We start from the raw sequence: 25,694 nt of genomic DNA on the forward strand, positions 1-25,694 counted from the left end.
ATATACTATTCTTTTGGATTCTCTATTTATTAAAAACTGTGTTCAGCTAAAAAAGTGAAGCTTGGCTTGAACCTTCACTTTCAGTAAATAGTCCCAATTCTTATCTATTTAAGACTTAAAAACTTTTAGAAAAACAAATGCCAGTGCAAAGACAGATTGAAATCCATTTTCTCATAAAAAAAATGGATTTCAAAAGTCCAAAACTTAATGACCTTTGAATCCATTTTTTAATTCTCAACAGTACGAGGCTGTATTAAAATCTCAACTCGACGATTTTTTGTTCTTCCTTCTGCCGTTTTATTGCTTGCCACTGGTTTAAATTCACCGAAGCCCTTTGCGCTGAAAGAACTTGGATTTAATTTATCATTTTTCAGCAAAAGTTTCATAAAATTGATTGCTCTTGTTACACTAAGCTCCCAGTTCGAATCATATTCAGAATTGTTGATTGGCACATTATCTGTATGTCCGCTAATAATAATGCTCCTTGGTGGATCCATGACAAGCAGCTTTGATATTTCTTCTACTACTTTTTTATCAGAACTTCGGATATCTGCACTTCCAGAAGCAAATAACACATTATCTCTTATTGACACAAGCAGCCCTTCATCTGTTAGGGATGTGTCCAATTGCTTATTTAGATGTTTACCATTTATATAGGAATTCACCTTGTCTTGTATTTTTCCAAGTTCTTCTTTATCTTGCTGTTCTTTTATTTTTTCCAATTCTTCTTTCGTCACAGTAGCCCTATCTTTTGACTTTGATTTTTCATTCATATCATCTATATCGGCCTGTTCTTCTATCTTAGTTGGGGCTGGACTGGGATAATCAAATATTCCCGTTCCACTTTGAAATTCTTTGTTGAAAGCATCTGCCAGAGCTGCAAATTTTTTTGAATCAACAGAACTCATTGCATACAGCACAATAAATAATGCGAGTAATAATGTCAACAAATCGGAATAAGGAACGAGCCACGATTCATCTACATGTTCTTCATGGTGTTCCTTCTTTTTTCTTTTTTTACTCATTGTTATTCACACTGCTTTCCATTTCCTCCAGGAATTTCTTCCTTTCAGAAACTGGTAAATAAGAAGATAATTTCTGCTCAATAACCCTTGGAGCCTCTCCCTCCAGAATGGAAAGAATTCCTTCAATCATTAAATATTTTTGACTTGCTTCTAGCTGAGACTTTCTTTTCAACTTATTTGCAAATGGATGCCATAAAACATATCCAGTAAATATTCCCATTAAAGTCGCAACAAAAGCTGCACTGATCGCATGCCCCAATCCTTCTGCATCGTCCATAAATCCAAGGGCCGCAATTAATCCGATAACTGCACCAAGCACTCCCAATGTTGGGGCATAAGTTCCTGCTTGTGTAAAAATAAGGGCACCTGCTCTGTGCCTTTCTTCCATCGCTTCAATTTCCTCTGATAAAACATCACGAATATACTCTGCACTTTGGCCGTCCACAGATAATGATAGACCATTTCGCAAAAACGGATCTTCTACTTCGTTTGTTTTTGCTTCTAGTGCCAATAATCCTTCTTTTCTTGCAAGCTGCGCCCATTCAGAAAACATTCGAATAAGATCAGTTGTCTTATGAAGTTTCTGTTCTTTAAATATAACGCCAAATAATTTTGGAACTCGTTTTACTTCACTAGTTGGGAAGGCAATGACAACAGCAGCTGCTGTACCCAATAAAATAATCAGTATCGCAGCGGGGTTTGCCAATACAGAAGGGTTAACGCCTTTAAAAACCATTCCTACGCCTATTGCTACAAATCCTAAAACAACTCCTATGAGTGATGTTTTATCCATTCTATTCACCTATCTTACTTAAAATATATTGTCTAATTTTATTTTTTGTATATATCTTATATTTCGACTATTTTTGTCATTATTTTAGGGGAACTGGAGGATATTTTAAATAATACAGAATAACTATGAATTTTTTTTGACAATATGCTCTTTTAGCCAGGCAAAAACTCGAATAAATTGCCATTATTCCCCCCAGAATTTACTTTCTATTTTCTGTTGATGTTTGATAAAAGAAGATGTATTTTTTTTCCTTCTATCTTCCATTAATTTATTTAAGCGCAGCAACTTTTCCCTATATTTTTTTGCAGCCTATTCCTTTCTTTATCTTCCCTACATGCTCTCAATAGATCTTCAATGGATAGCAGTTCTTGTTTCAACTGGTCCTCTTCTACATTGTACCCAGCATTAGCCAAGACTCGAAAAGCCATACGAAGTTCTGCTGGAACAGCAGCAAGCTTATCTTCCGGCAAAGGTTTTCCAAAGCCAGGCAAGTTTTCAAATTCTCCATCTTCATAACCTTTTTTTATTTTTTCTTCCGAAATGAATGAGGAAAAATCCATTTTATCATCTCCTGCTTTTTTCTATGCTCATTAGCCAATAGAATGATTTATTATAAATGGTATAGGAATCCCCTTTTTTTCGGACAATATAAATAGCAAAAGAAAGGGGTGTAAATATGGCTCGCGGAAAACATTTTGAACATAAAAAGAAACATCATCCTGGTCCACTGCCCAAAGATAACCAGGTGCATACACATGCAGAAGATGCACCTGAAGATGAGGAATTTATTGTGACACAGGAAGCTTTTAAAAATCGTATAGAAGAGGAATAAATGAAAATTTTTCTCTGCTTGAATTCAGCTGCAAGATCTATCATTGTTTATGCTGCACTCTTCTAAAAAAGCTGTTGATTTTTCGTTCTTTTAACTTTAAAAAAAGCACCTATTTTAATTTTTTTCTAATAGGTGCTTTTTCTATTCGAAATTTTCAAGAACGTTTTATAGCTTTAAATTTTTAAAGGCTTCTGCAAATGGATTATTAATAGGCTCTGCTTCTTTTTCTTGCTGCTTCAAATACTTTTGTACAGTGCGCTTATCCACTTTTCCTCCTGATTCTTTTTTTCTTCGCGCCTGAAATGCAGCCATTTTTTCCCGGTATCCACACTTGCATGCAAAGATTTGTCCTTCCCCTTCTCCTCGAAGCTCCATTTTCTTTTTGCACTGCGGACAGCGAGCATTAGTCGTTTTTGCTACATTCTTCCGATGCCCACATTCACGGTCTTGGCAAACAAGCATTTTGCCTTTTTTCCCATTGACTTCAAGCATTGGCTTCCCACAGTCTGGACAAGATTTCGTAGAGATATTATCGTGCTTATATTTTTTATTGCTTGCTTTTATTTCAGAAACTATTTCTTTCGTATAACCTTTCATTTCTGTGATAAATGCTTTTTTATTTCTTTTGCCCCTTGCAATTTGTTCTAGCTTATTTTCCCATTCCGCTGTTAAAGCAGGAGACTTTAAATCTTCAGGGACTAGTTCTAAAAGTTGACGGCCTTTTGATGTAAGATAAATTTCTTTGCCTCCGCGCTTTTCAATCAAAAATGAATTAAACAATTTATCGATAATATCCGCACGTGTTGCAACAGTTCCAAGTCCGCCAGTTGACTTTAATGTAGCTGCCAGTTCTTTATCCTTTGTTTCCATATATTTCACAGGATTTTCCATTGCTGACAGCAACGTTCCTTCATTAAAACGTGCTGGCGGTTTTGTTTGCCCAGAAGTCAAGGCTATGAGTTTTGTCTTAAGCACTTGCCTTTTTTCCAAACGCGGCAAAATCTGCTCTTTTAAGTCATCTGCAGATTCTTCCTCCTCATAGCGATTTTCATACGCTTCTTTCCAGCCAGTACTGATAATAGTTTTCCCGCGTGCTATAAACTTTTCAGTGCCTATTGTTGCATGCAGCGTTAATTGTTCATATTCAAAAGCAGGAGATAAAACAGCTAGAAATCGTTTAATAACCAAATCATAGATTTTGCGTTCTTTATCTGTAAATGCAGACAAGTTCACATAGCTTTCAGTCGGAATGATGGCATGATGATCACTTACTCTACTATCATCCACAAATGCTTTCGTCGTTTTTATTGGCTTATTTAAAATTTTATGCGCTAAAGAACGATATTCTCCAAACCCGCAAGATTTTAAACGCTCTTTTAGCGTACTGACAATATCAGACGATAAATAACGGGAATCTGTTCGAGGATATGTCAATACTTTATGCTGCTCATACAACTTTTGCATAATGTTTAATGTCTCTTTAGCAGAATAGCCAAAAATTTTATTCGCATCCCGCTGCAGTTCTGTCAAATCATAAAGACCTGGTGCATACGTCTTTTTAGGTTTGCGTTCCACATCTGTCACAATAGCATCTTTGCTTGCAAGTTTTATTAAAACCCCGTCCACAGTTTCTTTAGAAAAACTTCGGCTATTGCCAGACTTATCTTGCCAAGTCAATTTTAGATTATCTGCTGTTTGTGCCTCAATTCCATAAAACATCTGTGGCTTAAAGTTTTTTATTTCCTCTTCCCGTGCCGAAACAATTGCTACAACAGGAGTTTGCACCCGGCCGCAATTTAGCTGTGCATTAAATTTCGTCGACAGCGCACGGCTGGCATTTAATCCAATATACCAATCTGCTTCAGATCGAGCTACAGCTGAATGATACAAGTTTTCATAATCTTTTCCCGGCTTTAGCTGCTTGAATCCATCTTTAATGGCCTTGTCTGTTACCGATGAAATCCATAAACGCTTAATTGGCTTATTTATTTTTGCCTTTTCAATAATCCAGCGGGCAACCAGTTCTCCTTCGCGTCCAGCATCTGTTGCAATGATAATTTCATTTACATCTTTTCTTGCTAATTGAGCTTTCACAGCATAAAATTGTTTGCTTGTTTGCTTGATTACCGTTAGCTTTAAGCTTTCTGGCAGCATTGGCAGATCTTCTAGGTTCCATTGTTTATATTTCACATCATAACTTTCGGGATCCGCTAATGTAACAAGATGGCCTAATGCCCATGTAACAATATATTTATCACCTTCTAAAAATCCATTTCCTTTTTTTGAACACTTCAATACGCTTGCAATATCTCTTGCAACAGAAGGTTTTTCAGCTAATACTAAGCTTTTTGCCATTTTGTTTTATGCTCCTTTATTTTCCAAAATGCTTTTTCTAAAAATAATCATTTAGCACTTAGAAATTCTTCTTTTGGATTTGCCGTCATTCTATTTTCTTTTTATGCTACCATACATTACTATTTATCCTTTATTTGAAACTTTTTTAATAAACTATCCAGATTTAAATTCTGCGTTTCCTTTACATGCCAATCTGCATGTTTTAAGTATTCCTCTTTTCCCACTCCAACAGAAAACATCGGAGTCTCCATAATCCCTTTTAAACCAGCTTCCCCATCTTCAATAGCTGCACAGTTTTTGTAGTCTATTTGCAGGCAGTCCGCAGCTGTTAAGAAGATTTCTGGATCAGGTTTTCCTTTTTCTAAAGAATGCGGATCAACAATACAATTAAACCATTCCTTTATGCCAAACCGTTCTAATAAAAAAGGAGCATTAGAGCTGGAGGAAGCTATCGCCATTTTAATTCCAGCATTTTTCAAATCACTCAGAAACCCCTTTATTCCAGGAAGCATTTGCTTATCTGAAAAATCAGCAATTAGTTCTTTATAATACTCTCCTTTTTTATTTCCCAGCATGATTTTTTCTTCTTCTGTTAATGAGAAATTCCCTCTAGATGCAAGTTCATCAATCAACACCTTGCGTGGAATTCCTTGAAAACGAATATTATCTTCCTTTGTAAAGGGTACTTGCATCTCGATTGCTAATCTTTTGGTTGCTTCATAATATAAAGAAACAGTGTCTGCAATAACACCATCAAAATCAAATATAACTGCTTTTAATAATCTAGACATTCTTTCCTCCTCATGCATTCCATTATTAGCATTATATCAAAAAATAGGAGTGCCTTTTTAGTTTCTTTCTACACATAAAAAAGCTAAAATAAAAACAACAATAATACTTGCTCTCTCCAAGTGCTTGTATCTTGAATTTTTTTGCATTACATAAAAAAATTAAACTAATTAGGAGTGAAATAATGAGCGCATTTCAACAAAATTTAGAGAAGTATGCAGAACTTGCTGTTAAAGTTGGCGTTAATATTCAAAAAGACCAAACACTTGTTATCAACACAACAATTGATGCAGCAGAATTTGTCCGTATCGTAGTGAAAAAAGCATATGAGCTAGGCGCAAACAATGTTGTCGTTAATTGGACAGATGACATCGTTTCAAGAACCAAATATGAATTAGCGCCAAATGAGGCATTTTTAGAATATCCAAAATGGCGCGCAAAAGAAACAGAAGAGCTAGCAGAAAATGGGGCAGCATTTATGTCCATCCTGTCTTCTAGCCCTGATTTGTTAAAAGGCATTTCTTCTGAAAAAATCGGCAATTTTCAAAAAGCTTCTGGAAAAGCATTAGCTACATTCCGCAGATACATACAATCAGATAAAGTAAGCTGGACAGTAATCGGCACTGCTTCGCAAAGCTGGGCAGATAAAGTGTTTCCAGATAAACCTTATGAAAAACGCGTGGACTTGCTTTGGGATGCTATCTTTAAAGCGGCGCGGGTAGATGTTGCTGATCCAATTGCAGCATGGAAACAGCATGATAAAACGCTCCATGAAAAAGTCGATTATTTAAACAATAAAGCCTATAAAGAGCTCCGCTATAAAGCTCCAGGCACTGATTTGACGATTGAGCTTCCTAAAAATCATTTATGGTGCGGTGCTGGCAGCATCAATGAAAAGGGCTATGAATTTATGGCTAATATGCCAACAGAAGAGGTTTTTACCGTGCCCCATAAAACTGGAGTAAATGGAACAGTCTCTAGCACCAAGCCATTAAGCTACGGAGGAAATATTATTGATCAATTTTCCATTACCTTTAAAGAGGGACGAATTGTTGATGTAAAGGCTAAAGAGGGAGAGGACATCCTGCGTCAATTAGTAGAAACAGATGAAGGCTCTCATTATTTAGGAGAAGTGGCTCTTGTACCACATCGCTCTCCTATTTCTGAGTCAAATATTCTTTATTACAACACATTATTTGATGAAAATGCATCCAACCATCTAGCAATCGGCAGCGCCTATGCTTTTTGTATAGAAGGCGGCAAAAAAATGACAAGTGAAGAGCTTGCAGCTAATGGGCTAAATGAAAGCATTACACATGTAGACTTTATGATTGGATCCGATAAAATGGATATTGATGGCGTGACGGCAGATGGAAAGATAGAAGCAATCTTTAGAAATGGAGATTGGGCATTTTAAGTGTGGCTCTTTTAAGGGAAAGGTTTTTCCTTTCCCGCAGGGCTGCTGAAAAACGTTCGCTTTTTTTGTCACTCTTTTTTTGAAGGTGCTCATTATCTCAAAAAGGGAGACTTCTTGATAGTCGAACCTTTTCATCCAGCCTAAATTTTTTACTTTAAAACTTTTCGACACTCGGAGGGAAAGGTTTTTCCTTTACTCTATTACCTTTTCATTAATTGAATGGATTCTATTTCTTGAGAATCTGTAATAACAAAATGAAGTTCATATTTGCCCGCTTCATAAACAGCTGTTATCTCTTTATTTTTTCTATAGCTTTTCGGTTGTCCAAACTTTACTTCCAAATCCTGCAAAGTCGTTTTTAAACGAATTCCCGGAATGGATATCGCTTTAACTTGTTTCTCTTTTTCATTATAATAATAGGTAACTTCTGGATATGTTACTGTTACCGTATCTTTTTGTTTTTCTTCCTTTATATAATTAGGATTTGATTTCTTAATTACATCCATATTAGTTCCAATTGGGTATTGGCTTCCAATTAGCATTCCTTGTTCTGCCTTGCTAATTATATTTGAAATATCTTGTACATTTTTATAAGGATAATAATATTCTTCCACTTGTAACCAATCAGAGACAACATCTTTATCTTTAATCTCTGTAGAGTCTAGTTCCTTAAGCTGCATTGTTTCCGAATCTAACATCCATGTCTTTATTTCATATGTTCCCTTATCTGCTTTCGAGATTGTCTGCAAATAATTTTGTTGGATATTTTTTATTTTTCTTACATAAAGATTTAAAGTCTCATCAGATAATAAAACAAGTTTCCCATTTCTTATAGCATACATATGTGTATCAATAACATCTTCTGATCTTTGTTGATAAATTGCTGCAACTGTATGCTTATTTACATAAAAAGTGCTTTTATTTTTTTGGGACGTATTAAATGTCATATGGCGCATACTCTCTGTTTGTTTAAAAGCATGCTCTGACTTATCATCCACAACATAAAAAGAATAATCTCCTTCCACTAACTGATCATCTTTTTTTCCATATTTATTTTCTTGCTGCAAATTATACTTTTTTTGATTTTCGCTTACTATATATGCCTCGTACTCTTTATTGCCATTTCTCATATTCAACTCATACAAAGCATTTTCTTGCACCCAGCTAATCGCCTTCTTATCTGCCGTTTCTTCTGCTACTTTAGTTGCTGAATCTTTTTGGCCTATATTAAAATTTACGGCAAATATCGTAACTCCAATTAAACAAAGTATGATAATGCCAATATATATATAAAGTTTCATCTATTTATCTCCTGAACGCTACACGCTTCTTTACATAAAAACATGTTTTTGTTATAAGTACTTAATATATTAACAAAATGAGAGTTGTTCTACAAATCTAGCTTTTTCCAAATAAATAAAATGCAATAAATAATTCCCCAACTTTTCTCATAGAGTTAAACGCTTTTTTTGGAAAATCCTCTTTACTTCTTTATTTATTGTACAGTAGAACAAGTTTATTAATCGCAAAAAAAAAGAAAATGGGCTTTTTTTACTACTATTATAAAAAATAAAAAAGAGGCCTATAGCAAACTAGTCTTAAGAAAGGAGAATGATATAATGATTCAATATCATCTTATTGTTTCAGGCAAAGTTCAAGGCGTTGGTTTTCGGTATTTTGTGCAAATGAAGGCTATGCATTATGATGTTACCGGATGGGTAAAAAATTTAGAGAATGGTTCTGTTGAAATTGTAGCATCTGCAGACAAAGAAGCTTTATTAAGTTTTATCAAGGAAATAAAAAAAGGTAATCTCTTTATATCTGTAGAGCATTTAGATATACGTGAAGAGATTCCTTCGAGATTTGCTTCTTTTAGAATTCGCTAGCAAAGGAAATGCCAGCGGTTTGGCAAGGTGTGGATACAAGCGAATATCTATCTACCCTTTTACCTATACTGTTAATAATTAGATATTTATAGAGGAGGAATACTTATGTGGAATGACTTTAAACAATTTGCGATAAAAGGCAATGTAGTAGACTTGGCTGTTGGGGTTATTATCGGTACCGCATTCAGCAAAATTGTCAGCTCATTAGTAAATGATGTAATTATGCCCATTATCGGGGTGTTAATAGGAGGAATTGATTTTACCTCTTTAATTTTCCGCCATGGTACCGCAATTATTAAATATGGAACCTTTATTCAGACTATTTTAGATTTTTTTATTATTGCTTTTTCCATCTTTTTATTCGTGAAATTAATTAATAAGTTAAAGAAAAAAGAAGAGATCAAAGAAGAAGAGAAAAAAACAGATGCAACAGAAGAATTATTGATGGAAATTAGAGATTTGCTAAAAGGTGATATTGTTCGAGAAAAATAATATGTTTAATATGAAACTATTTTAATTTATTGGCGTATATAATCTAAATACTTATTAATATTATGGAGTGAAAAAAATGTACGTACATAGCGCTAGAAACGAGCATATGCCTGCTGTATTAAAAACATTTGCTTTATCCTTATTGATTGCATTTGTTGGAACTTTAGTCGGCAATTATATTCCCCCATCTTTATTTTTGCCATTGTCTATTTTAGAAATTGTTTTGCTTATTATTGCATTCTTTTTGCGAAAAGGAAAATCTTTATCCTATTCCTTTTTGTATACATTTACGTTTATATCAGGAATAACTACTTTTCCGATTGTAGCGCATTATACCTCTACCATCGGCGCTAATTTAGTGCTTACTGCATTTGGAACTACTACCGTTATTTTTGGAGGTCTGGCTTTATATGCCACTACAACGAAAAGAGATCTATCCTTTTTAGGCGGCATGCTAATGGCAGCACTTCTCGCTTTAATTGCAATATCCATTTTCCATATTTTCTGGCCGCTTAACTCTACAGCCATGCTTGCTTATTCTTTTATTGGCGTTTTAGTATTCAGCGGATATGTATTATTTGATTTCAACAGAATGAAACATTACGGAATCTCAGCTGAAGAAGTTCCCTTAATGGCTTTAAATCTATATCTAGATTTTATTAATTTATTTATTAACATTCTCCGCATTTTCGGCATTCTTTCCAATAAAGATTAATTTTTCGAAAAACTAACCTTATTCAATTTAAAGGTTAGTTTTCTTTTTCCTTAACCATTCTTATAAACTTTTTTGGATTATCCTTAATCAAAAAAGAAAATACGCCGCTAAGTGTATGCAAATAGAGCATATCATACTCATTCATTGTCTTTTTAAAGGAAACATCAGACACTGTGTTTAAATAAAATATTCGATTATCTGCCACTATTTTATCAGCATATAAGACAATCTTTTTTTCTTCTTCTATAATGCGTTGTTCCGTAAATTCAATCTTTCTTGTTATAACATAATACATTAAGGAGATCTTCTCCATCTTTTTATCTACCCCCCTTATACTTTTAATAATTTGTGCACCTCATTCAAAATCTTGATTCCTTCTTTAATTTCTTTTTCATTTAAAAACGAATAGCTTAGCCGAATATAAGGTATATTCCGCGCCAATGGATCACAAATATTGCCTGGAACAATAGAAATTTGCTGCTCTAGTGCTTTTATCTTAAACTTTTCTACATTAATATCCTCATGAAGTTTCACCCATAAATTTAAGCCTCCCGCTGGACTGTCCCACTGAAATTGGTTAAGAGACAACTCCTTCTCCATCACTTCTTTTCTAAGTTGTATGGCAATCCTAAGCTTCTCCATATGCCTTTGCACTCTTTCAGATGTTAAGTAATATAAGAAGGCCTTTTGATTTAACAAAGGTGTTCCGTTATCTGCTAAAGCTTTTCCTTTTACAAGCCATTTTATTAAAATAGGATGGGCTAAAAGTGCACATATTCTCAATCCAGGAGCTATATATTTGCTGAAGCTTCTTAAATAGATCACATAGCCGCATGGATCATAGGTAAAAATAGGAGCAGGCGGATCTTTAGCAAAGTAAATTTCATGAAAAGAATCATCCTCTACAAGAATACATTGATATCTTTCCGCAAGTTCCACCAACTGTTTTCGTTGTTCAGTCGGCACTGTATATCCTGTTGGATTATGAAAAGTAGGATTCATATAAAATAGTTTCGGCTTGTACTTTTTCATATACCATTCTACCTGTTCCAATGAAAATCCTTTTATAGACAAATCAATAGGCAAAAGTTGTGCGCCTCTATTAAGAAAAATATCCACAGCCGCACTATAGGTTGGCGAATCAATTAGCACATAATCTCGAGACTGCACAAAGACCTTTGCAATAATATCTATTCCCTGCTGCGCTCCAGTTGTAATTAAAATGGACTCTTCATGAATATAAAAATCATAGTATTTTTGAAAATAAACAGAAAATCCTTTTAGCAGCTCCTTATCCCCTTTTACTGGTGCATATGTCCCTAAAAGCTGAGGATATTGATCAAATACTTCTTTCACATGTTCTGATAAATACCGGTTGGGCAATAGCTTTGGATCAATTAAAGACGTAGAAAACATATAGTTGACCGGTTTATTATGGATATCTGACAGATGGCTGTTTTTTATATAAGAATAAATTTTGGGTTCGTTTAATATATTTTGCTGCTTTTTTTGATTGGCAGCATGTTTTTGCACATAATATCCAGACTTATCCTTCACGTATACATATTGGCTATCTTTTAACACTTGAAATGCCTTTAACGCTGTTAACCGATGAACACCTAACTGGCTTGCCAATGTACGAATAGATGGGAGCTTGCTGCCTTCTTCCCACTCTCCTGTCTGTATTCGCTGAATCATATAATCACATACTTGCTGATACAAAGGAATTCTAGCCATTTATTTAATCCTCCTTTTGATCAAGCATTAACGGGCTTTTGGCTCCCGCCTAAAGAATAATAAAAGAAAACGAAAAATCTAGATGGGCAGAAACTTGCTCGTAAAAGCCTGATTATTTGGACTAACAATCAGTCGGGATGAAAAAACACTGATTGAAGTTCCCCTTTATTATTGCATCTTTTTATTTCCATCTGGTCTGTTTATTAGCATCTGTTCTGTTCATTTTACCTTACTATTAGAAACAGGAGGGATTAGGATGATAATTTTTTTATACAGTTTAATGTGTTTTATCTTTGGCACCACTTTTTTAGCGATAAAAATTGGTGTGGATGCAGGACTTCCCCCATTTTTTTCTGCTGGCATCCGATTTTTTCTGGCGGGAGCTATTATCTTTTTATTCTTTTTTTGGCGGAATAGTTCGACTAAAGCTTTGCTTTTGCGCAAAGAATTAATTTTCACCGGTTTTTCTTTAACCTTTATTACATTTTCTTGTTTATATTGGGCAGAGCAATATGTTACATCGGGAATTGCAGCTGTTCTATCGGCAACTGGACCTATATTGATTATTATGCTGCAGCGCATTATGTTTAAAAACCGTATAGCACTGATTAGTATGATTGGCGTAGTAGTTGGCTTTATTGGAGTATTGTTTTTATTTCTTCCTGGCTTCACGATAGAGCTTAATACAAAATGGCTAATAGGATGCAGTGTCATACTTCTTGGGGAAATTGGATATGCATGGGGTACAATCTACTCAAGCAAAGTTATAGCTGCTTTAAAATCACATTCTCCCATTGTTTTAAATGCTGTCCAAATGATATACGGCGGTCTCTTTTTAATCATGATATCTGCTATCTCAAAAGAAAGCATCCCTTCTTTTGAGATAAAAGGAATACTCTCTATCGCTTACTTAATTATTGCAGGCTCTATGCTTGGACATACGATATATTATTATCTAGTTGCAAAAACAAATTCTTTTTTTCCATCTACTTGGCTATATGTCTCACCCTTGATTGCTTTAGCAATTGGCTCTTTTTTTTATAAAGAATATTTCCATCCTATTATGTTTGTAGGCATTGTTTTTATTCTAACAAGTTTACTTCTAATTAATTTTCATAAAATCCAAAGTCATGCAAAAAACAAAAAAATAACCGCAGCGAAATCTGTCAACATTTCATAATCAAATCCTAATAAATAATCAAAAGGCTGTCGAAATAATTTCGACAGCCTTTTGATTATTTTCCAGGAAATTTTTCTCTTAACTTATGTTTTCTTGGAATATATTTTATTTTTCGACAGGAGATTTCTCTCTATTTCTATCACAAAATGCATTTGCCTTTTTATATATCGACAATACTTTTTATATTACTTATTTCTTATTCAATTTATACTTTGACGCTAGTTCTTCTGTTTCTTTTTTTCTTTGTTTTCGCATTTCAGCACGCTTTTTTCCTGATTCATATAGCTGTTTCTCTTCTTCTGTTTCTGGAATAACAGCGGGTACTTTAGTTGATTTTCCTTTTTCATCAATTGCGACCATTGTTAAAAAAGAAAGAGCACATAAATTAACCTCTCCTGTCAATAAGTCTTCTGCCATAACCTTTACAAACACTTCCATGGAAGAATAGCCTGTATATGTAACAAAAGCCTCTAAACATACAGAGTTCCCTTCATGAATTGGGTGCAGGAAATCAACAGAATCTGTAGAGGCAGTGACAATATTTTTCCTTGCATGTCTCATTGCAGCAATTGCCGCAGTGTCATCTATATACGCCATTAATTTCCCGCCAAATAAGGTACCATATGTATTTGTATCTGTCGGAAAAACAATACTTGTTTTAATTACCAAAGATTCTTTGCAAAATTTAGACTGCTCCATATATCCTCCCGATAATAAAGAATTTAGTTTACTACTTCCATTATTATATGTGAAAAATAAAAGAAGCGTCCATATTAGCATATTTTCTTAAATTAGTTAACGAAAGAAGGAGTTTCGCTTTTTGGCTTTCAAAAGATCGCCCATCCACCCTTTCGACTTCAAATAAAAATAAACTCCAATTGTCGAAACAGCAATAATGGAAAGAGAAAATGGATAGCCTAAGTTCCAATCTAATTCGGGCATCAGTTTAAAATTCATCCCCCATAATGCTCCCCATGCCATAATTGGGGTACATAATGTGGTTAATACCGTAAGTGTTTTCATAATTTCATTGCCTCGATGCTGGGATACTACTTCTTCAAAATGAACCAAATTATTTAATTCTTTTTGATATTCGTCTACCAATGTTAACCCTCTTTCAATTCGTGTACTGATTCTTTTATATTCTTTTCCATTTAAAGCTTCTTCCCCGAATGTTTCTTCTATTGCATATCTCAGTTCTAAAAAAGGAATCATAACATTTTTCCAGACAATAATTTCATGTCGCGATTGATAAACTTTTTCTAATGTCTTTATGCTATTTTTCTCTTTAATGTCCCAAATCAATTTTTCTAGCCGCTCTTCATACTGATCAATACGATATAAAATTTCCGTCATAATCGAACCTAAAATAACCATAAATCCTTCAATAGAAGATTTGCTCCTTTTCATTTCCATATGAATATTGGTATGGCTATTTAAATGGAGGCTATTATCTTTATAATCTAATGTAATTAAAAAATCCCTTGTTAAAAAAAAATGAAAAAGCTCATAATCCTCTTTGTTATCTATTTCACGGTGATAAATAAGAGAGCCGCTTATAATTTCTTTCCCTTCATTTTCTGTATTGATTTTCATAAAATTTCTCTTTTGATCTTTTAATGTTTGCGACCACCTTTTTATATCCTTATCATAGCTTGTATGTATTTCCTGCAATTCTTCCCGCTCTTTCAGCTGATACCATTCCCACTCATTTATATGGTATTTTTGCATTATGGGATACCTCCCCCAAACCATTTTTCTTTCTAGTATTCCCTTTCTGTAAAAAGAACAAACTTGCAATAAGCTATTTTAAACATAGGTTTCTCCTTTCTTCTAAACGGGTATATAAAAATATCATCATCTTAAAATAAGGCTGTTTTCTAAAAGATTGTTTTTTCGGATAATCCCAATGAGTAAATCCATTGTTAAAACAGGTTAATTGGAGTAAAAGGTGCGGGACAGGTTAGATCCTGCAGACGATGCGCCGAGGATGCTCACCTCCCGCCCCACGGAAAGCGAGTATCCTGAAACGGAAATCAATCTACTCCTTTAAAAGCACCAAAATTTACGGAAACAGTCTAAAATAATAATTAGGAGGAATTATGTTATGGAAATGAAAAAAGGTTCCGTTCGCACTGCAGCTATTGTAGGGGCTGGCATTGGCAGTTTATTTATTTTCTCTCCTATGGGCAAAGACATCATAAATCGAATAAAAACAATGTTTCAATCTTCCAATCAAGAAAATTTGCTTGTTAAAGCAGGAAATCCAGATCCAGAAGATATAGGTGATAATAATATGGTGAATGAAGGAGCCATGTACTCGGTAAATTACTATAATAAAAATATGGACAAGTAAAGATTCTCTCTAACTGTCATGCTTATTCAAAAGCAGGCATATAAACGATTAAAACCTTGGCAGATTTGTTGAATATAAATCTGCCAAGGTTTTTTTGCTGTTATCTTATATATTAACTAATTTGCTTGCCATTTTTGGTTTTAATTTATCTTTCGCCCGCTTCATTCTTGTTTTTACAGTAGAAAGGGGAAGTTTTGTTTTATCGCTAATTTCTACTAAAGTTTGATTATGATAGTAAAATAGCATAAGAGGTTCTTTATACATGATCGGCAATTCTTCTAACGTATCTATCATCTCTTCTTTTGAGCACTGATTTATTATTATTTCTTCAGGAGGCGGCATAGAATCAGCGCTATTACGAACATATGTATAGACGGATTCTTCCCAAAACTTGTTTTTTCTTTTTTCTTTTCTCCAATAATCTCTGCATTTATTAATAGCAATGGTATACAGCCAACTTTTTATTTTTTTATTATCTTCAAAATTGGGATAAGCAATATATGCAGATATCAATACTTCTTGATAAATATCTTCCGCCAATTCTTTGTGTTTTACTAAAGAAAAAATATAGTGGAAAATTGACTTTCCATATTCCTTTACAATTGATTCATATTTTAATGGCCTATTTTCATCACTAAATTCATTTTCGCACAAGGGGTTCATTCTTCCTTTTCCTCCTTCCCCTTCATAACGCCTTTACTAAATAAACGAACTTCCGAATTGAATCCCCTACAGTTTTATAAATTTTTTTATAATTTATAGCTATTTTTGTATAAATCGCAGCTTTTAAAATTATCAGCCGCATACCTTCCGCTTTCCATGGGCGAACAGCTCAGGGTCTATTTCCCCATTTTTCTGTTGAAAACAGCAAACTTTGAGAAACAGCCTAATTTATTTATTGCCTGTCATTGCACCCTATTGTTAACAGGAGTAAGCCAAATGGAAAAACCCATTTTTTTGCATATAGTCATATAATGTAAAAGAGCTAGGATAACTGCTCCTAAATTCATGCCGATCGCTATCCCCCCCATTTGCAGCTGACTTAATGACCCAAGATAATAGATGGCGGCATATGAGAAAGCAGTAGACCAAATCGTATGGATAACAGCATCTTTTAACAGACCAAAACCAATTAAATAGGCCTGCATTGGAATAATAAAATAATGCAATAAAAAATATGGCCATAATAGCTGAACAATAACAGCTGCTTGAGATGAATGAAAAAATCTAGATGTGATGGGCTCTGCAAAAAAATAAAAAATGCTTACAGCAATAATTCCATATACTGCGGTAATCCCTACTATTTGCTGGAGCAGCTTCTGCAATTTCCGGTAGTTTTTATTTGCATATTCTTTCGAAACAGTTGGAATCAACATCGTCATAAACGAGTGAGCTATAAAAGAAGGAAAAAAGCCAATTGTTAAAGCAATCCCTGCTAACATGCCAAAAAGTTCTGTTGCATTAGCGGCTGTAATGCCTGATGCAACAAGGGCTCCTTTAATTAAAAAAGGCTGGATAGCATGTGTTAAGGCGTGAAAAATCCTAAGCCCAGTCGTCGGAACTGAAACAGACAATAGATCCTTCCAGATAACCCGCCCGCTCAGCGAACTGTTTTTTTCTTTTTTTAAGCGCTGATATTGAAGAAAAAACATATGCATTAAATAGAGAAAAACTACAATATCACTGCCAACTATTGTGCAAAACGCAATTAAAACAGAGGTATCTAAATCAAAGGAAAACCATTGGAATAAAAACACAAGCATTCCAAGTTGAACAATCTTCCGCAAAAAATTGGATGCTGCAATTTTCCCCATTTGCTGTTTGCCCATAAAGTAGCCTCGTGCAATGCTTGTAAATGAAATAATAGGGAGCATTAATAACACAAGCCACTTAAGCATGGGATGATAGGAATGGAATATAGGAACAAAAGGAATAATGACAGCAGCTAAAATCGTTAAAAAAATCGTAAAAATAATCGTCCATTTTATCACTTGATGCAGCATTGTTTGATGATATTTTGCATCTTTTTCTGCAATAAATTTCGAAATAGAAATAGGCAATTCAAAACTGGCCAATAATACGATTAAAAAGATTGTCGGCAAAACAGTCATAAATAGTCCTAATCCTTTTTCCCCCAACTCTCTTGCCATTACCATATTAATCAAAAACTCCATGCACTCACCAAAAAACGCCGTTACAATTAATAAAACAGTTCCTTTATAAAATGCCTTCATCGAATTCTCCCTTAACAATACTTTTTTCATGAATAAACACAAAAAAGATGTTCTTAGTCTCAAATGCTTTTTATCATTTATATGAGACAAGTTATTAAAATATTTTTATATTTTTAAATAGACGAGGAAGATTCTTTTCTAATCAAACGTTTGATTAGAAAAAGAAACAAAAAAAGCCTAAACAATTGTTTAGGCTTTTTTTGTTCGAGTTTCAATTATTCTACCAGAGAATGCTTAAATGCATAGATTACTGCTTGTGTCCTATCTTGCACTTCGAGTTTACTCAAAATATTGCTGACATGTGTTTTTACTGTTTTAATAGCAATAAATAGCTGATCAGCAATTTCCTGATTGCTTTTCCCTTCAGCCATTAGCAATAAAATTTCCATTTCTCTAGCTGTTAATTCTTCATGAAGCAAAACTTGTTTTTTTTGCCTCATCTTTATCATCATTTTTCCTGTTACTTCCGGCTCCAATACACTTTGTCCATGAAAAGTAGCTCTCACTGCATCTGCAATTTCACTTGCTTTTGAGGTTTTTAGCATATAGCTTGATGCACCTGCTTCGAGTGCAGGATATACTTTTTCATCATCAAGAAAACTTGTGACAATAATAATTTTTGCTTCCGGCCAATCTTCCATTATTTGTCTTGTTGCCTCTATACCATCCATTTCAGGCATTACTAAATCCATCAGTATAATATCTGGACGCAAGCTTAAAGCTAATTGCACAGCCTTTCTACCATTATCTGCTTCTCCTACTACCTCTATATCTGATTGTGCAGACAAGTAAGATGACACGCCAATCCGCACCATTTCATGATCATCAACAAATAGAACTTTAATCAATCCTTATCTCTCCTTATTTGTTAGCAGCGGCACTTTCGCTTCTAAGCGAGTTCCCTTTTGCGCTAAACTGATAATCTTTAATTTACCGCCAATCTCTGCTGCCCTCTCATACATATTTTGCAGCCCATATGATCCTGCTTTGCGCTTTTCTACATCAAAGCCAATGCCATCATCTACTATGCGCATAATTATAAATCCTTCTCTTTTCATTAGCCGTACTTCTAATTTTTTTGCTTTGGCATGGCGTAATGTATTGGAAACGGATTCTTGGAGAATTCGGAACAGATGATCCTCCATTCCTTTATCAAGCTGCAATTCCTCTAATTCCCATGATATGTCTAATATAACCTTTTGCAGTAATTCTGATAAAAGCTCAATAATTCCTTCTTTTAATGTTTTCCCATTCAGAGCCGCTGGTCGCAAGTGAAGCAATAATGCCCTCATCTCTGTCTGTGATTGATGAATAGTCTCTTCTACTAACTTTAATTGTTTTGTTTCTACATTATCGGATTTTGGCCTTGTTTCATTTATAGCCGATAAGAGCATTGATGCTGCAAACAATTGCTGACTAACAGAATCATGAAGTTCTCTCGCCAGCCGATTGCGTTCTTGAGTAATAATGGTTTGTACTCTTACCTCTTGATTTTCCACCTGTTCATTAACAAGCCGCTGTGATAATTTTGTTTGCTCCATTAATTGCGTTTGTAGACGTTTTATTTTTTTGACCAAACCACTTATTTCTTCTAAAAAATGGGAAACAGTATGAATTTCTTTTGAATTTCCATCAAAATGATCAATAGATGTTTCCAAAGCATCTATTTGTTTTTTCCAGGAATACCCTGTTGCTACTCCAAAAAGAACTCCAATTGCGATTGCAGCCGTAGTAACAAATAATAAAAATGGAATTCCCATTAACTCTTTATCCCATAATTGGATCCAATCTTTTGGAGGAAAAACGAACATATAGCTTCCAGATAGAAAAAGAAGAAAAACTAATGATGCGCTAACTCCCCAAACAATTTGCCTTTGGACAATGCTCATATTCTTTTCACCTCTAAATTGCCTGTAGCAAAACTGGTGAAAATTTTCACCCTGGTTTCTGCTGAGTCAAATGTCGATGGTCTTATTTGGATATTTCTATTTATTACATGACTTTCTTGCTCCCCAAATATATTATAAGATCCAAATAGGACAGAATGATGAACACTTGCTTCTATATCATAAGGAACATATATCTTTACATTTCCAACCATATTTTTGATGAAAATGACTGTTTCTCCTGCCGGAAGCACGGTATAGCTCAAATCAATTACTGTATCTGATATTCCAGCTTGTATATTTATATCATTCCACTCATAGACATGATCTGGCGTTTCATTGCGCTGAAATAATTGATTTTGGAAAAAAGGTTTTTTGATTACTATTTCAGACGTGTCAGTTGATTGTTTTTTTTCTTTTACTATCGGCATAATGGATTCAGAAGCCTTATTTTTTTTAAGATAGATAATAATATAATAAATCACTATGCTTATCACTAAAAATTTGAATGTAAACATATTAAAAATACTTATAAACAGGATAAATAACCCAATCCAAAAAAGCAGTTTCCCCATTTTCCCTTTTTGCCCTTGTCTAGAAAAATAAATCATTCCAATTGCAATAAAAAAAGAAAATATAATGCCTGGATTAAAGACAAACACTTCTAACAACAGGATAATTCCCCCGATTAAAATGACCCAATTGGCATAATTATCTTTTAGTCTTTGAAACAATCGAGTCCCTCCGTTCCTTTATTTATTTCGGTTGCTTTGAATAGGGAAAAATAACTTTTATCCTATTCAGAGTAATCGAAAACATCTGCTTTTATTCATTAATGATAATGCGAAAAAAATCAAAAAAGCGTATAACTTTTAGGCCTCTAATGACTAAAAGTTCATACAAAAAATTAGGCTGATGAAAACATTGGACCATCTTTTTTCATCAGCCCTTGGCGCATGATTACAGCGCCTTTTTTAGCATACCATTTTTTCAAGAAGAAAGTGAATCTTCTTCCTTCTTCATCTTATTCTCTAGTTCAGCAATTTTCTCATCGATTGTATATTTGTAATACGACGTATTGATATTTTGTTCGATTGTTTCAATAAACTTCTCAATATCATGAAAAGAAGATTTTGTATATTCCTCCATATTTTTTTCATCTAATACTTTTTCCATTCTTGTGTGGGCACGAGTAATATTTTCTTTTCCCATCAATTCTAAACGTCTGATATGCATATCTTTTAATTTATGTGTCATTTCCATATATTTTGTTTCTAGTTCATTTTGCTGCTTCTCTGTAATAGCTAACGATTCTCTTAAGCGCTCAACTCTATTAGAGTAATGTGCATGCTCTACTAAAGCAAATTGCTTTAACTCTTCTTCCCCGGCTTTTTCTGCAACTGCCGCTTGTTGTTTTCTCTTTTCAGCGATTTCTTCTGCCTGCTTTAACTCTTTTTGAAACTCTTCCTTTAATTTTAGCTGGCGCTCTACTAATTGTTTCACTTTTTCTGTTTCTTTTTCACAGTCTTTTAAATATTGATTAAGCAATCCAATCGGGTTTTTATTTTCTTTTTTATCAAGAATTTCATTCATATCTGCTAATACTGTATTTTTAATTCGATTAAAAAATTTATTCATTGTTTATTCCCTCTTTCTATTTATCGTTTATTTAATTCATTCCATTGGTTTTCAAAGTTCGTGAATGGATCATTTTCTTTTGTTTTAACACTGGTTGAGTTGTTCCATTTTTTATATACAAGATAAAGAACATACGCTGCTGCTACCCCAATGATAGCAGGAAGATTACTGGCTGTTACAGTTAGCATAATAAGCCCTGCAATTCCCCATACTACTTTTTCCCATGTTACTGTACTTTTTACAAATTGCTTAAATACAAGATAGAGAACAGCTGCACTTATCGCTAAACCAATAATTGGTCCAAGCTGTGATAATAAAACTATTGCAGCAATACCTCCTACGATTAATAAACCAAATTTTTTCATCTCAATCGCTCCTTTCTTATCTACTATGTTAACTTTCTTAAGTATTTTTCATAACGTGCTTCCGCTTGATTTCTTTCTAAGACTTAAGGCTGAGGATAACTACTACCACAGCAGACTTTACTCAGCGAGAAGCAGGCTAACCTTCCTGCTGTAACAAATAAAAATCCCCTTGCCTAAAAAGCGAGGGGATTGATCTTAATCATCTATTAAATGACTGTATATTTTATCCTAATAATCTATTATATATTTTTTTTGCACTGCTGGACTCAGCTGTTCCATGAATAATGGCACGGCCATCTTTAAAAAGGATAACCCGATACTCTTCATATTGAAATGAAAGCAAATATGGATTCGCCATCATCTCGGAAACAAGGTTTTTCCATTGGTTAGATAGATATTTTAAATCTAATGCTTTAGGTGCCGGCGGTCTAATATGGACTGCATCCCTTCCGCATAAAATATCTGCTTTTGTTTGTCTTTCCATAGACAAATAAGGAAACTCTGCTTTTTCTCCACATGTTGGACATTGCTTATTTTTCAATTTTAATACATCAATCTCAGCATGCTCCATTTTCCAAATATCAAATGAACGAAGCACTGGCTTTACTGATTGGCCTGTCATAATTTGCATGGCTTGTGATACTTGCATGGCTGCTGTCCACTGAACAATTGGACTAATAATGCCAGTTGTATCACACGTAATATTATTCATTGGGATATGATCTATCAAACAGTGCAGACAAGGTGTTTGATTTGATATAACAGGATACGTTAGCCCATAGCTTGATACACATGCTCCAAAAATAAATGGTATATCATATTTAATAGCTGCATCATTGATTACTAATCTTGTTTCAAAATTATCGGTAGCATCCATAATAATGGATATATTATCCAACATCATCTCGATATTTTGGAAACTGATATCAGCCATTATTCCTTTTATTGTGATGCTGCTGTTTATCTTTTTCAACCTATTTTCAGCGGCAATTGCTTTAGGAAGTTTAAGCTTTGCATCTTCTTCTGTATATAATAGTTGTCTGTGCAAATTGCTGGATTCCACATAATCACGATCAACAATGGTAATTGCTCCTATGCCTGCTCTAACAAGCATTTCTGCGATGGAAGAGCCCAATGCCCCTGCACCAAAAATGATAGCATGATTATTTTCTAACTTATTTTGCCCAGCTCTCCCAAGAAACAGTTCTTGTTTAAAATAACGGTGTGTCAAGATGTAATCATCCCCGTCAATGGACTGCTCGCTACTCCATAACTTTTTTCCTTTATTCTGCCTGCTTCATAGCCAAATCTGCCTGCTTCAATGGCCAATTTCATTGCCAATGCCATTTTCACTGGATCATTCGCATTGGATACCGCGGTATTTAAAAGTACACCATCTGCTCCAAGCTCCATTGCATATGCAGCATCTTTCGGTGAGCCAATGCCTGCATCAATAATAACAGGAACAGAACTTTGGTCGATGATAAACTGTAGATTTAGTGGATTAATAATGCCTTTTCCTGAACCAATCGGAGAAGCCCCCGGCATAATTCCATGCACACCTAGTTCTTCTAATCGTCTAGCCAATACAACATCATCTGAAGTGTATGGAAGCACAATAAATCCCTCTTCTAACAGCATTTCAGATGCTTTTAGTGTTTCCACTGGATCAGGCAACAGCGATTTATCACAGCCAATTACTTCTACCTTAATCATATCGCATAAACCAGAACTTTTAGCTAATTTTGCGATTCTTACCGCTTCTTCTGCTGTTTTTGCACCCGCTGTATTTGGCAGAAGCGTATAGCGGCTTAAATCTAATTGCTCTAAAAAGTTAGGCTGTGACTGTTCAAATATATTCATTCTGCGAACAGCAAAAGTCAATATTTCACTACCAGATACTGCCACTGCTTCTTTTTGGACCTCAAATGATGGATATTTGCCTGTTCCTAAAAGTAATCTTGATTGAAATGTACGATTTGCAATTTTCAGCATTTTCATTTTCATCCTCCTCCTACAAAATGAATAAGTTCAACAGCATCTCCATCTTTCAAATCTTGAATAGAATACTGTTCCTTTTCGATAATATCTTTATTTATTTCTACAATAACAATCCGATTCTGCAACTCAAAAAATGCTAATAAATCTGCTACTGTTTCTATATGATCTGTCAGCTCTTGCGATTTTCCATTTAACTGAATAATCAAAGTTTTACCTCCTCTAGTTCAGTACTTTTGTTTATGCTTCGTTCAACTTTAAAAGCCTCTATCCATTTTTTATCAACAGGATTTCCAAGCAATAAATCTCGCACCATTTTTCCTGTAGCTGGTGCTAATAAAATTCCGTTTCTTTGATGGCCAGCTGCAAAATATAACCCTTTCATTTCGGGATGCTCCCCGATAAATGGATTTCCATCAAAAGTCTGTGGCCTAAGTCCAGCCCAACAATTAGTCATTTTCATATCTTTTATGGCTGGAATCATTTCTTTTGCCTTTTTAATCACACTTTCTATACCCTCAAGAGTCGGCTTTTCGTTCCAGTCATTCCATTTTTTAGTGGCACCAATAATAAGTTGACCATTATTTCTTGGAACAATGTAATGCTGGTCATGGAAAATCGAGTGCTTTAATGGCATTTCCTCATTCATTGCAGCAATACATTCTCCTTTTACAGGAATAATCCGATTAGTTAATCCCATCTGCTGAAAAAAAGAATTACTCCAGACCCCACTAGCGATAACTACTTGAGCAGCCGTAAAATCTCCTCTAGAAGTTTTGATCTTATATTGGCTGTCTTGCTTTGTTATTTCTGATACATTTGTATATTCAAAGATTTCTGCTCCGAGCGTTTGAGCACCTTTACTAAATCCATTACATGCCGCAATTGGGGTAATATGTACATCCTCTTTTAGAAATGCTGCACCTATTATGCTTTTTGTAAGAGCAGGCACTTTTTCATTCGCTTCTTCCCTATTAAGCCATTCAACCGTTGGCAGCTCGTAAATGGATGCCATCTCTTGTTTTTCTGATGCAGAAAAAGCTAGCTTTAAAAGTCCCCCTCTTTTCATTTCAAAGTCGACTCCAGCCAACTCCTTTATTTCTCCATATAGCTCTTGATATAAAAGTTGACTGCTTCTTGCAAAAGGGTATAACTGCTTAAACTCCTTATACTCTGAGTGAGCCCCTAGCATTCCTGCTGCAGCACTGGTAGATTTGCCGCCAATACTCTGACTCTCTAATACTGCAACATTCGCATTTTCTTTCGCAAGATAATAGGCAATGGCACACCCTATTATTCCGCCTCCTACTACAACCATATCAAAGTGCTGTTTCACAACCTCCAACACCTTTCATTTAGTTTTTTTACAGATTCTAAAGGATTGGATGAAGAAAATATTGCTGACATAACCGCAACTCCATCTGCTCCTAAATCTGCTAATTGCTCCACACGGCCTTCTGTAATTCCACCAATGACAAAAAGAGGAATAGATAGCTGCTTTTTTATTTTCTTAATGGACTGCAGTTCAATAGGCGGTTTCCCTTTTTTGCTGTTTGTCTGAAAACAATGTCCGTATAAAACATAATCCGCTTTATTTTTTTGTGCTATTTGCGCCTCTTCCTGACTATGTACAGACACACCTGCAAAATACTGAGGATTTAGATGTTTTACTTGCTCCACAGGCAGTCCATTTCCAGGCAGATGAACGCTCTTAATATTTAAAAGAGCAGCAACATCTACCCGATCATTTATAATTAATTTTTCCTTTGCTACTCCCTCATCTATTAATCGCTTACATAGTGTATATACTTCATTTGCTGTTCTGCTTTTTTCTCTAATTTGTATATAGTCTACATATTCATGTATTTTTAAAATAATTGACATCAATTTCTCTATGCCATGCTGATTATTGGTAACAGCCATTAATTTTATCTTCATCTCCTCCTCTTCATAAAAGTAAATTTCTGAACCATTAAGATAATAAAATAAAATGAGA

29 protein-coding genes are annotated in these 25,694 nt (G+C 34.5%); 7 read left to right on the forward strand and 22 right to left on the reverse strand.

The window, feature by feature from the left end; genetic code table 11:
* Window positions 1-227: 227 nt before the first annotated feature.
* From motB to NCCP28_RS18795, 3 genes are all read right to left on the reverse strand, one after another.
* Entirely contained in the window at window positions 228-1,025 is a 798-nt protein-coding gene (gene motB, locus NCCP28_RS18785; RefSeq protein ID WP_248562758.1) for a flagellar motor protein MotB, read from the reverse strand.
* A complete protein-coding gene (gene motA / locus NCCP28_RS18790; RefSeq protein WP_101177796.1) occupies window positions 1,018-1,818 on the reverse strand; it encodes a flagellar motor stator protein MotA in 801 nt (266 codons plus the stop codon). The genes motB and motA overlap by 8 nt, the downstream gene beginning before the upstream one ends.
* 272 nt (window positions 1,819-2,090) lie before the next feature.
* A complete protein-coding gene (locus NCCP28_RS18795) occupies window positions 2,091-2,378 on the reverse strand; it encodes a DnaJ family domain-containing protein (protein ID WP_309296642.1) in 288 nt (95 codons plus the stop codon).
* Window positions 2,379-2,494: 116 nt separating this feature from the next.
* Here NCCP28_RS18795 and NCCP28_RS18800 point away from each other — a divergent pair, with 116 nt between their 5' ends.
* On the forward strand, window positions 2,495-2,650 hold the full coding sequence (locus tag NCCP28_RS18800; RefSeq protein WP_248562759.1) for a hypothetical protein: 156 nt from the start codon (window positions 2,495-2,497) through the stop codon (window positions 2,648-2,650).
* A gap of 165 nt (window positions 2,651-2,815) precedes the next feature.
* On the opposite strand, the gene NCCP28_RS18805 is transcribed toward NCCP28_RS18800, so the two are convergent.
* Both NCCP28_RS18805 and pgmB read right to left on the reverse strand, forming a co-directional pair.
* A complete protein-coding gene (locus NCCP28_RS18805) occupies window positions 2,816-5,005 on the reverse strand; it encodes a DNA topoisomerase III (RefSeq protein ID WP_248562760.1) in 2,190 nt (729 codons plus the stop codon).
* A 119-nt stretch (window positions 5,006-5,124) separates the two neighbouring features.
* Window positions 5,125-5,796 carry a beta-phosphoglucomutase gene (pgmB, locus tag NCCP28_RS18810; protein ID WP_248562761.1) on the reverse strand — a complete coding sequence of 224 codons (672 nt, stop codon included), beginning with the start codon at window positions 5,794-5,796 and terminating at the stop codon, window positions 5,125-5,127.
* A gap of 182 nt (window positions 5,797-5,978) precedes the next feature.
* Between pgmB and NCCP28_RS18815 the strand changes: the two genes are divergently transcribed.
* The gene (locus tag NCCP28_RS18815; protein WP_248562762.1) at window positions 5,979-7,211 is read left to right on the forward strand and encodes an aminopeptidase; all 1,233 of its coding nucleotides are present in this window, start codon (window positions 5,979-5,981) and stop codon (window positions 7,209-7,211) included.
* Window positions 7,212-7,411: 200 nt separating this feature from the next.
* Here the strand turns inward: NCCP28_RS18815 and NCCP28_RS18820 are convergent, their stop codons facing one another.
* Window positions 7,412-8,512 carry a YjgB family protein gene (locus NCCP28_RS18820; RefSeq protein ID WP_248562763.1) on the reverse strand — a complete coding sequence of 367 codons (1,101 nt, stop codon included), beginning with the start codon at window positions 8,510-8,512 and terminating at the stop codon, window positions 7,412-7,414.
* A 318-nt stretch (window positions 8,513-8,830) separates the two neighbouring features.
* On the opposite strand from NCCP28_RS18820, the gene NCCP28_RS18825 reads away from it, so the two are divergent.
* From NCCP28_RS18825 to NCCP28_RS18835, 3 genes are all read left to right on the forward strand, one after another.
* Complete coding sequence (locus NCCP28_RS18825) at window positions 8,831-9,097, forward strand: acylphosphatase (RefSeq protein ID WP_248562764.1); 267 nt, start codon at window positions 8,831-8,833, stop codon at window positions 9,095-9,097.
* A gap of 105 nt (window positions 9,098-9,202) precedes the next feature.
* Entirely contained in the window at window positions 9,203-9,589 is a 387-nt protein-coding gene (mscL, locus tag NCCP28_RS18830) for a large conductance mechanosensitive channel protein MscL (protein WP_248562765.1), read from the forward strand.
* Window positions 9,590-9,665: 76 nt separating this feature from the next.
* Window positions 9,666-10,304 carry a Bax inhibitor-1/YccA family protein gene (locus NCCP28_RS18835; RefSeq protein WP_248562766.1) on the forward strand — a complete coding sequence of 213 codons (639 nt, stop codon included), beginning with the start codon at window positions 9,666-9,668 and terminating at the stop codon, window positions 10,302-10,304.
* Between the two features lie 34 nt (window positions 10,305-10,338).
* Here the strand turns inward: NCCP28_RS18835 and NCCP28_RS18840 are convergent, their stop codons facing one another.
* Window positions 10,339-10,617, reverse strand: a complete 279-nt coding sequence (locus tag NCCP28_RS18840) for a hypothetical protein (protein ID WP_248562767.1) — start codon at window positions 10,615-10,617, stop codon at window positions 10,339-10,341.
* Between the two features lie 17 nt (window positions 10,618-10,634).
* Window positions 10,635-12,041 carry an aminotransferase-like domain-containing protein gene (locus NCCP28_RS18845; protein ID WP_248562768.1) on the reverse strand — a complete coding sequence of 469 codons (1,407 nt, stop codon included), beginning with the start codon at window positions 12,039-12,041 and terminating at the stop codon, window positions 10,635-10,637.
* Between the two features lie 256 nt (window positions 12,042-12,297).
* On the opposite strand from NCCP28_RS18845, the gene NCCP28_RS18850 reads away from it, so the two are divergent.
* The gene (locus tag NCCP28_RS18850; protein WP_248562769.1) at window positions 12,298-13,221 is read left to right on the forward strand and encodes a DMT family transporter; all 924 of its coding nucleotides are present in this window, start codon (window positions 12,298-12,300) and stop codon (window positions 13,219-13,221) included.
* Window positions 13,222-13,410: 189 nt separating this feature from the next.
* Here the strand turns inward: NCCP28_RS18850 and NCCP28_RS18855 are convergent, their stop codons facing one another.
* Window positions 13,411-13,920, reverse strand: coding sequence for an acyl-CoA thioesterase (locus tag NCCP28_RS18855; protein ID WP_248562770.1), 510 nt, complete (start codon window positions 13,918-13,920; stop codon window positions 13,411-13,413).
* A 96-nt stretch (window positions 13,921-14,016) separates the two neighbouring features.
* Window positions 14,017-14,952, reverse strand: a complete 936-nt coding sequence (locus tag NCCP28_RS18860) for a magnesium transporter CorA family protein (protein WP_248562771.1) — start codon at window positions 14,950-14,952, stop codon at window positions 14,017-14,019.
* A gap of 376 nt (window positions 14,953-15,328) precedes the next feature.
* Between NCCP28_RS18860 and NCCP28_RS18865 the strand changes: the two genes are divergently transcribed.
* Complete coding sequence (locus NCCP28_RS18865; RefSeq protein WP_248562772.1) at window positions 15,329-15,577, forward strand: hypothetical protein; 249 nt, start codon at window positions 15,329-15,331, stop codon at window positions 15,575-15,577.
* 105 nt (window positions 15,578-15,682) lie between these two features.
* On the opposite strand, the gene NCCP28_RS18870 is transcribed toward NCCP28_RS18865, so the two are convergent.
* The 12 genes from NCCP28_RS18870 to NCCP28_RS18925 all read right to left on the reverse strand — a co-directional run bounded on the left by NCCP28_RS18870 (window position 15,683) and on the right by NCCP28_RS18925 (window position 25,636).
* Window positions 15,683-16,240, reverse strand: coding sequence for an RNA polymerase sigma factor (locus NCCP28_RS18870; RefSeq protein WP_248562773.1), 558 nt, complete (start codon window positions 16,238-16,240; stop codon window positions 15,683-15,685).
* A gap of 242 nt (window positions 16,241-16,482) precedes the next feature.
* Window positions 16,483-17,811: a polysaccharide biosynthesis protein gene (locus NCCP28_RS18875; protein ID WP_248562774.1), complete on the reverse strand. Its 1,329-nt coding sequence runs from the start codon at window positions 17,809-17,811 to the stop codon at window positions 16,483-16,485.
* A gap of 215 nt (window positions 17,812-18,026) precedes the next feature.
* On the reverse strand, window positions 18,027-18,659 hold the full coding sequence (locus NCCP28_RS18880) for a response regulator transcription factor (protein WP_248562775.1): 633 nt from the start codon (window positions 18,657-18,659) through the stop codon (window positions 18,027-18,029).
* A gap of 3 nt (window positions 18,660-18,662) precedes the next feature.
* On the reverse strand, window positions 18,663-19,700 hold the full coding sequence (locus NCCP28_RS18885; RefSeq protein ID WP_248562776.1) for a sensor histidine kinase: 1,038 nt from the start codon (window positions 19,698-19,700) through the stop codon (window positions 18,663-18,665).
* A complete protein-coding gene (gene liaF, locus NCCP28_RS18890; protein WP_248562777.1) occupies window positions 19,697-20,431 on the reverse strand; it encodes a cell wall-active antibiotics response protein LiaF in 735 nt (244 codons plus the stop codon). The genes NCCP28_RS18885 and liaF overlap by 4 nt, the downstream gene beginning before the upstream one ends.
* Before the next feature lie 256 nt (window positions 20,432-20,687).
* On the reverse strand, window positions 20,688-21,335 hold the full coding sequence (locus NCCP28_RS18895) for a PspA/IM30 family protein (RefSeq protein ID WP_248562778.1): 648 nt from the start codon (window positions 21,333-21,335) through the stop codon (window positions 20,688-20,690).
* A gap of 20 nt (window positions 21,336-21,355) precedes the next feature.
* Window positions 21,356-21,700, reverse strand: coding sequence for a lmo0954 family membrane protein (locus NCCP28_RS18900; protein WP_248562779.1), 345 nt, complete (start codon window positions 21,698-21,700; stop codon window positions 21,356-21,358).
* 223 nt (window positions 21,701-21,923) lie between these two features.
* Window positions 21,924-22,931: a ThiF family adenylyltransferase gene (locus NCCP28_RS18905; protein WP_248562780.1), complete on the reverse strand. Its 1,008-nt coding sequence runs from the start codon at window positions 22,929-22,931 to the stop codon at window positions 21,924-21,926.
* A complete protein-coding gene (locus NCCP28_RS18910; RefSeq protein WP_248562781.1) occupies window positions 22,928-23,701 on the reverse strand; it encodes a thiazole synthase in 774 nt (257 codons plus the stop codon). The genes NCCP28_RS18905 and NCCP28_RS18910 overlap by 4 nt, the downstream gene beginning before the upstream one ends.
* 2 nt (window positions 23,702-23,703) lie before the next feature.
* A complete protein-coding gene (gene thiS / locus NCCP28_RS18915) occupies window positions 23,704-23,907 on the reverse strand; it encodes a sulfur carrier protein ThiS (RefSeq protein WP_248562782.1) in 204 nt (67 codons plus the stop codon).
* Window positions 23,904-25,034 (reverse strand): glycine oxidase ThiO, encoded by a 1,131-nt coding sequence (gene thiO, locus NCCP28_RS18920; RefSeq protein ID WP_248562783.1) that lies wholly within the window; start codon window positions 25,032-25,034, stop codon window positions 23,904-23,906. Before thiO ends, thiS begins: the two co-directional genes overlap by 4 nt.
* Window positions 25,031-25,636 (reverse strand): thiamine phosphate synthase, encoded by a 606-nt coding sequence (locus NCCP28_RS18925; protein ID WP_248562784.1) that lies wholly within the window; start codon window positions 25,634-25,636, stop codon window positions 25,031-25,033. The genes thiO and NCCP28_RS18925 overlap by 4 nt, the downstream gene beginning before the upstream one ends.
* Window positions 25,637-25,694 lie beyond the last annotated feature (58 nt).

Source organism: Niallia sp. NCCP-28 (assembly GCF_023168165.1).
GTDB lineage: Bacteria > Bacillota > Bacilli > Bacillales > Cytobacillaceae > Niallia.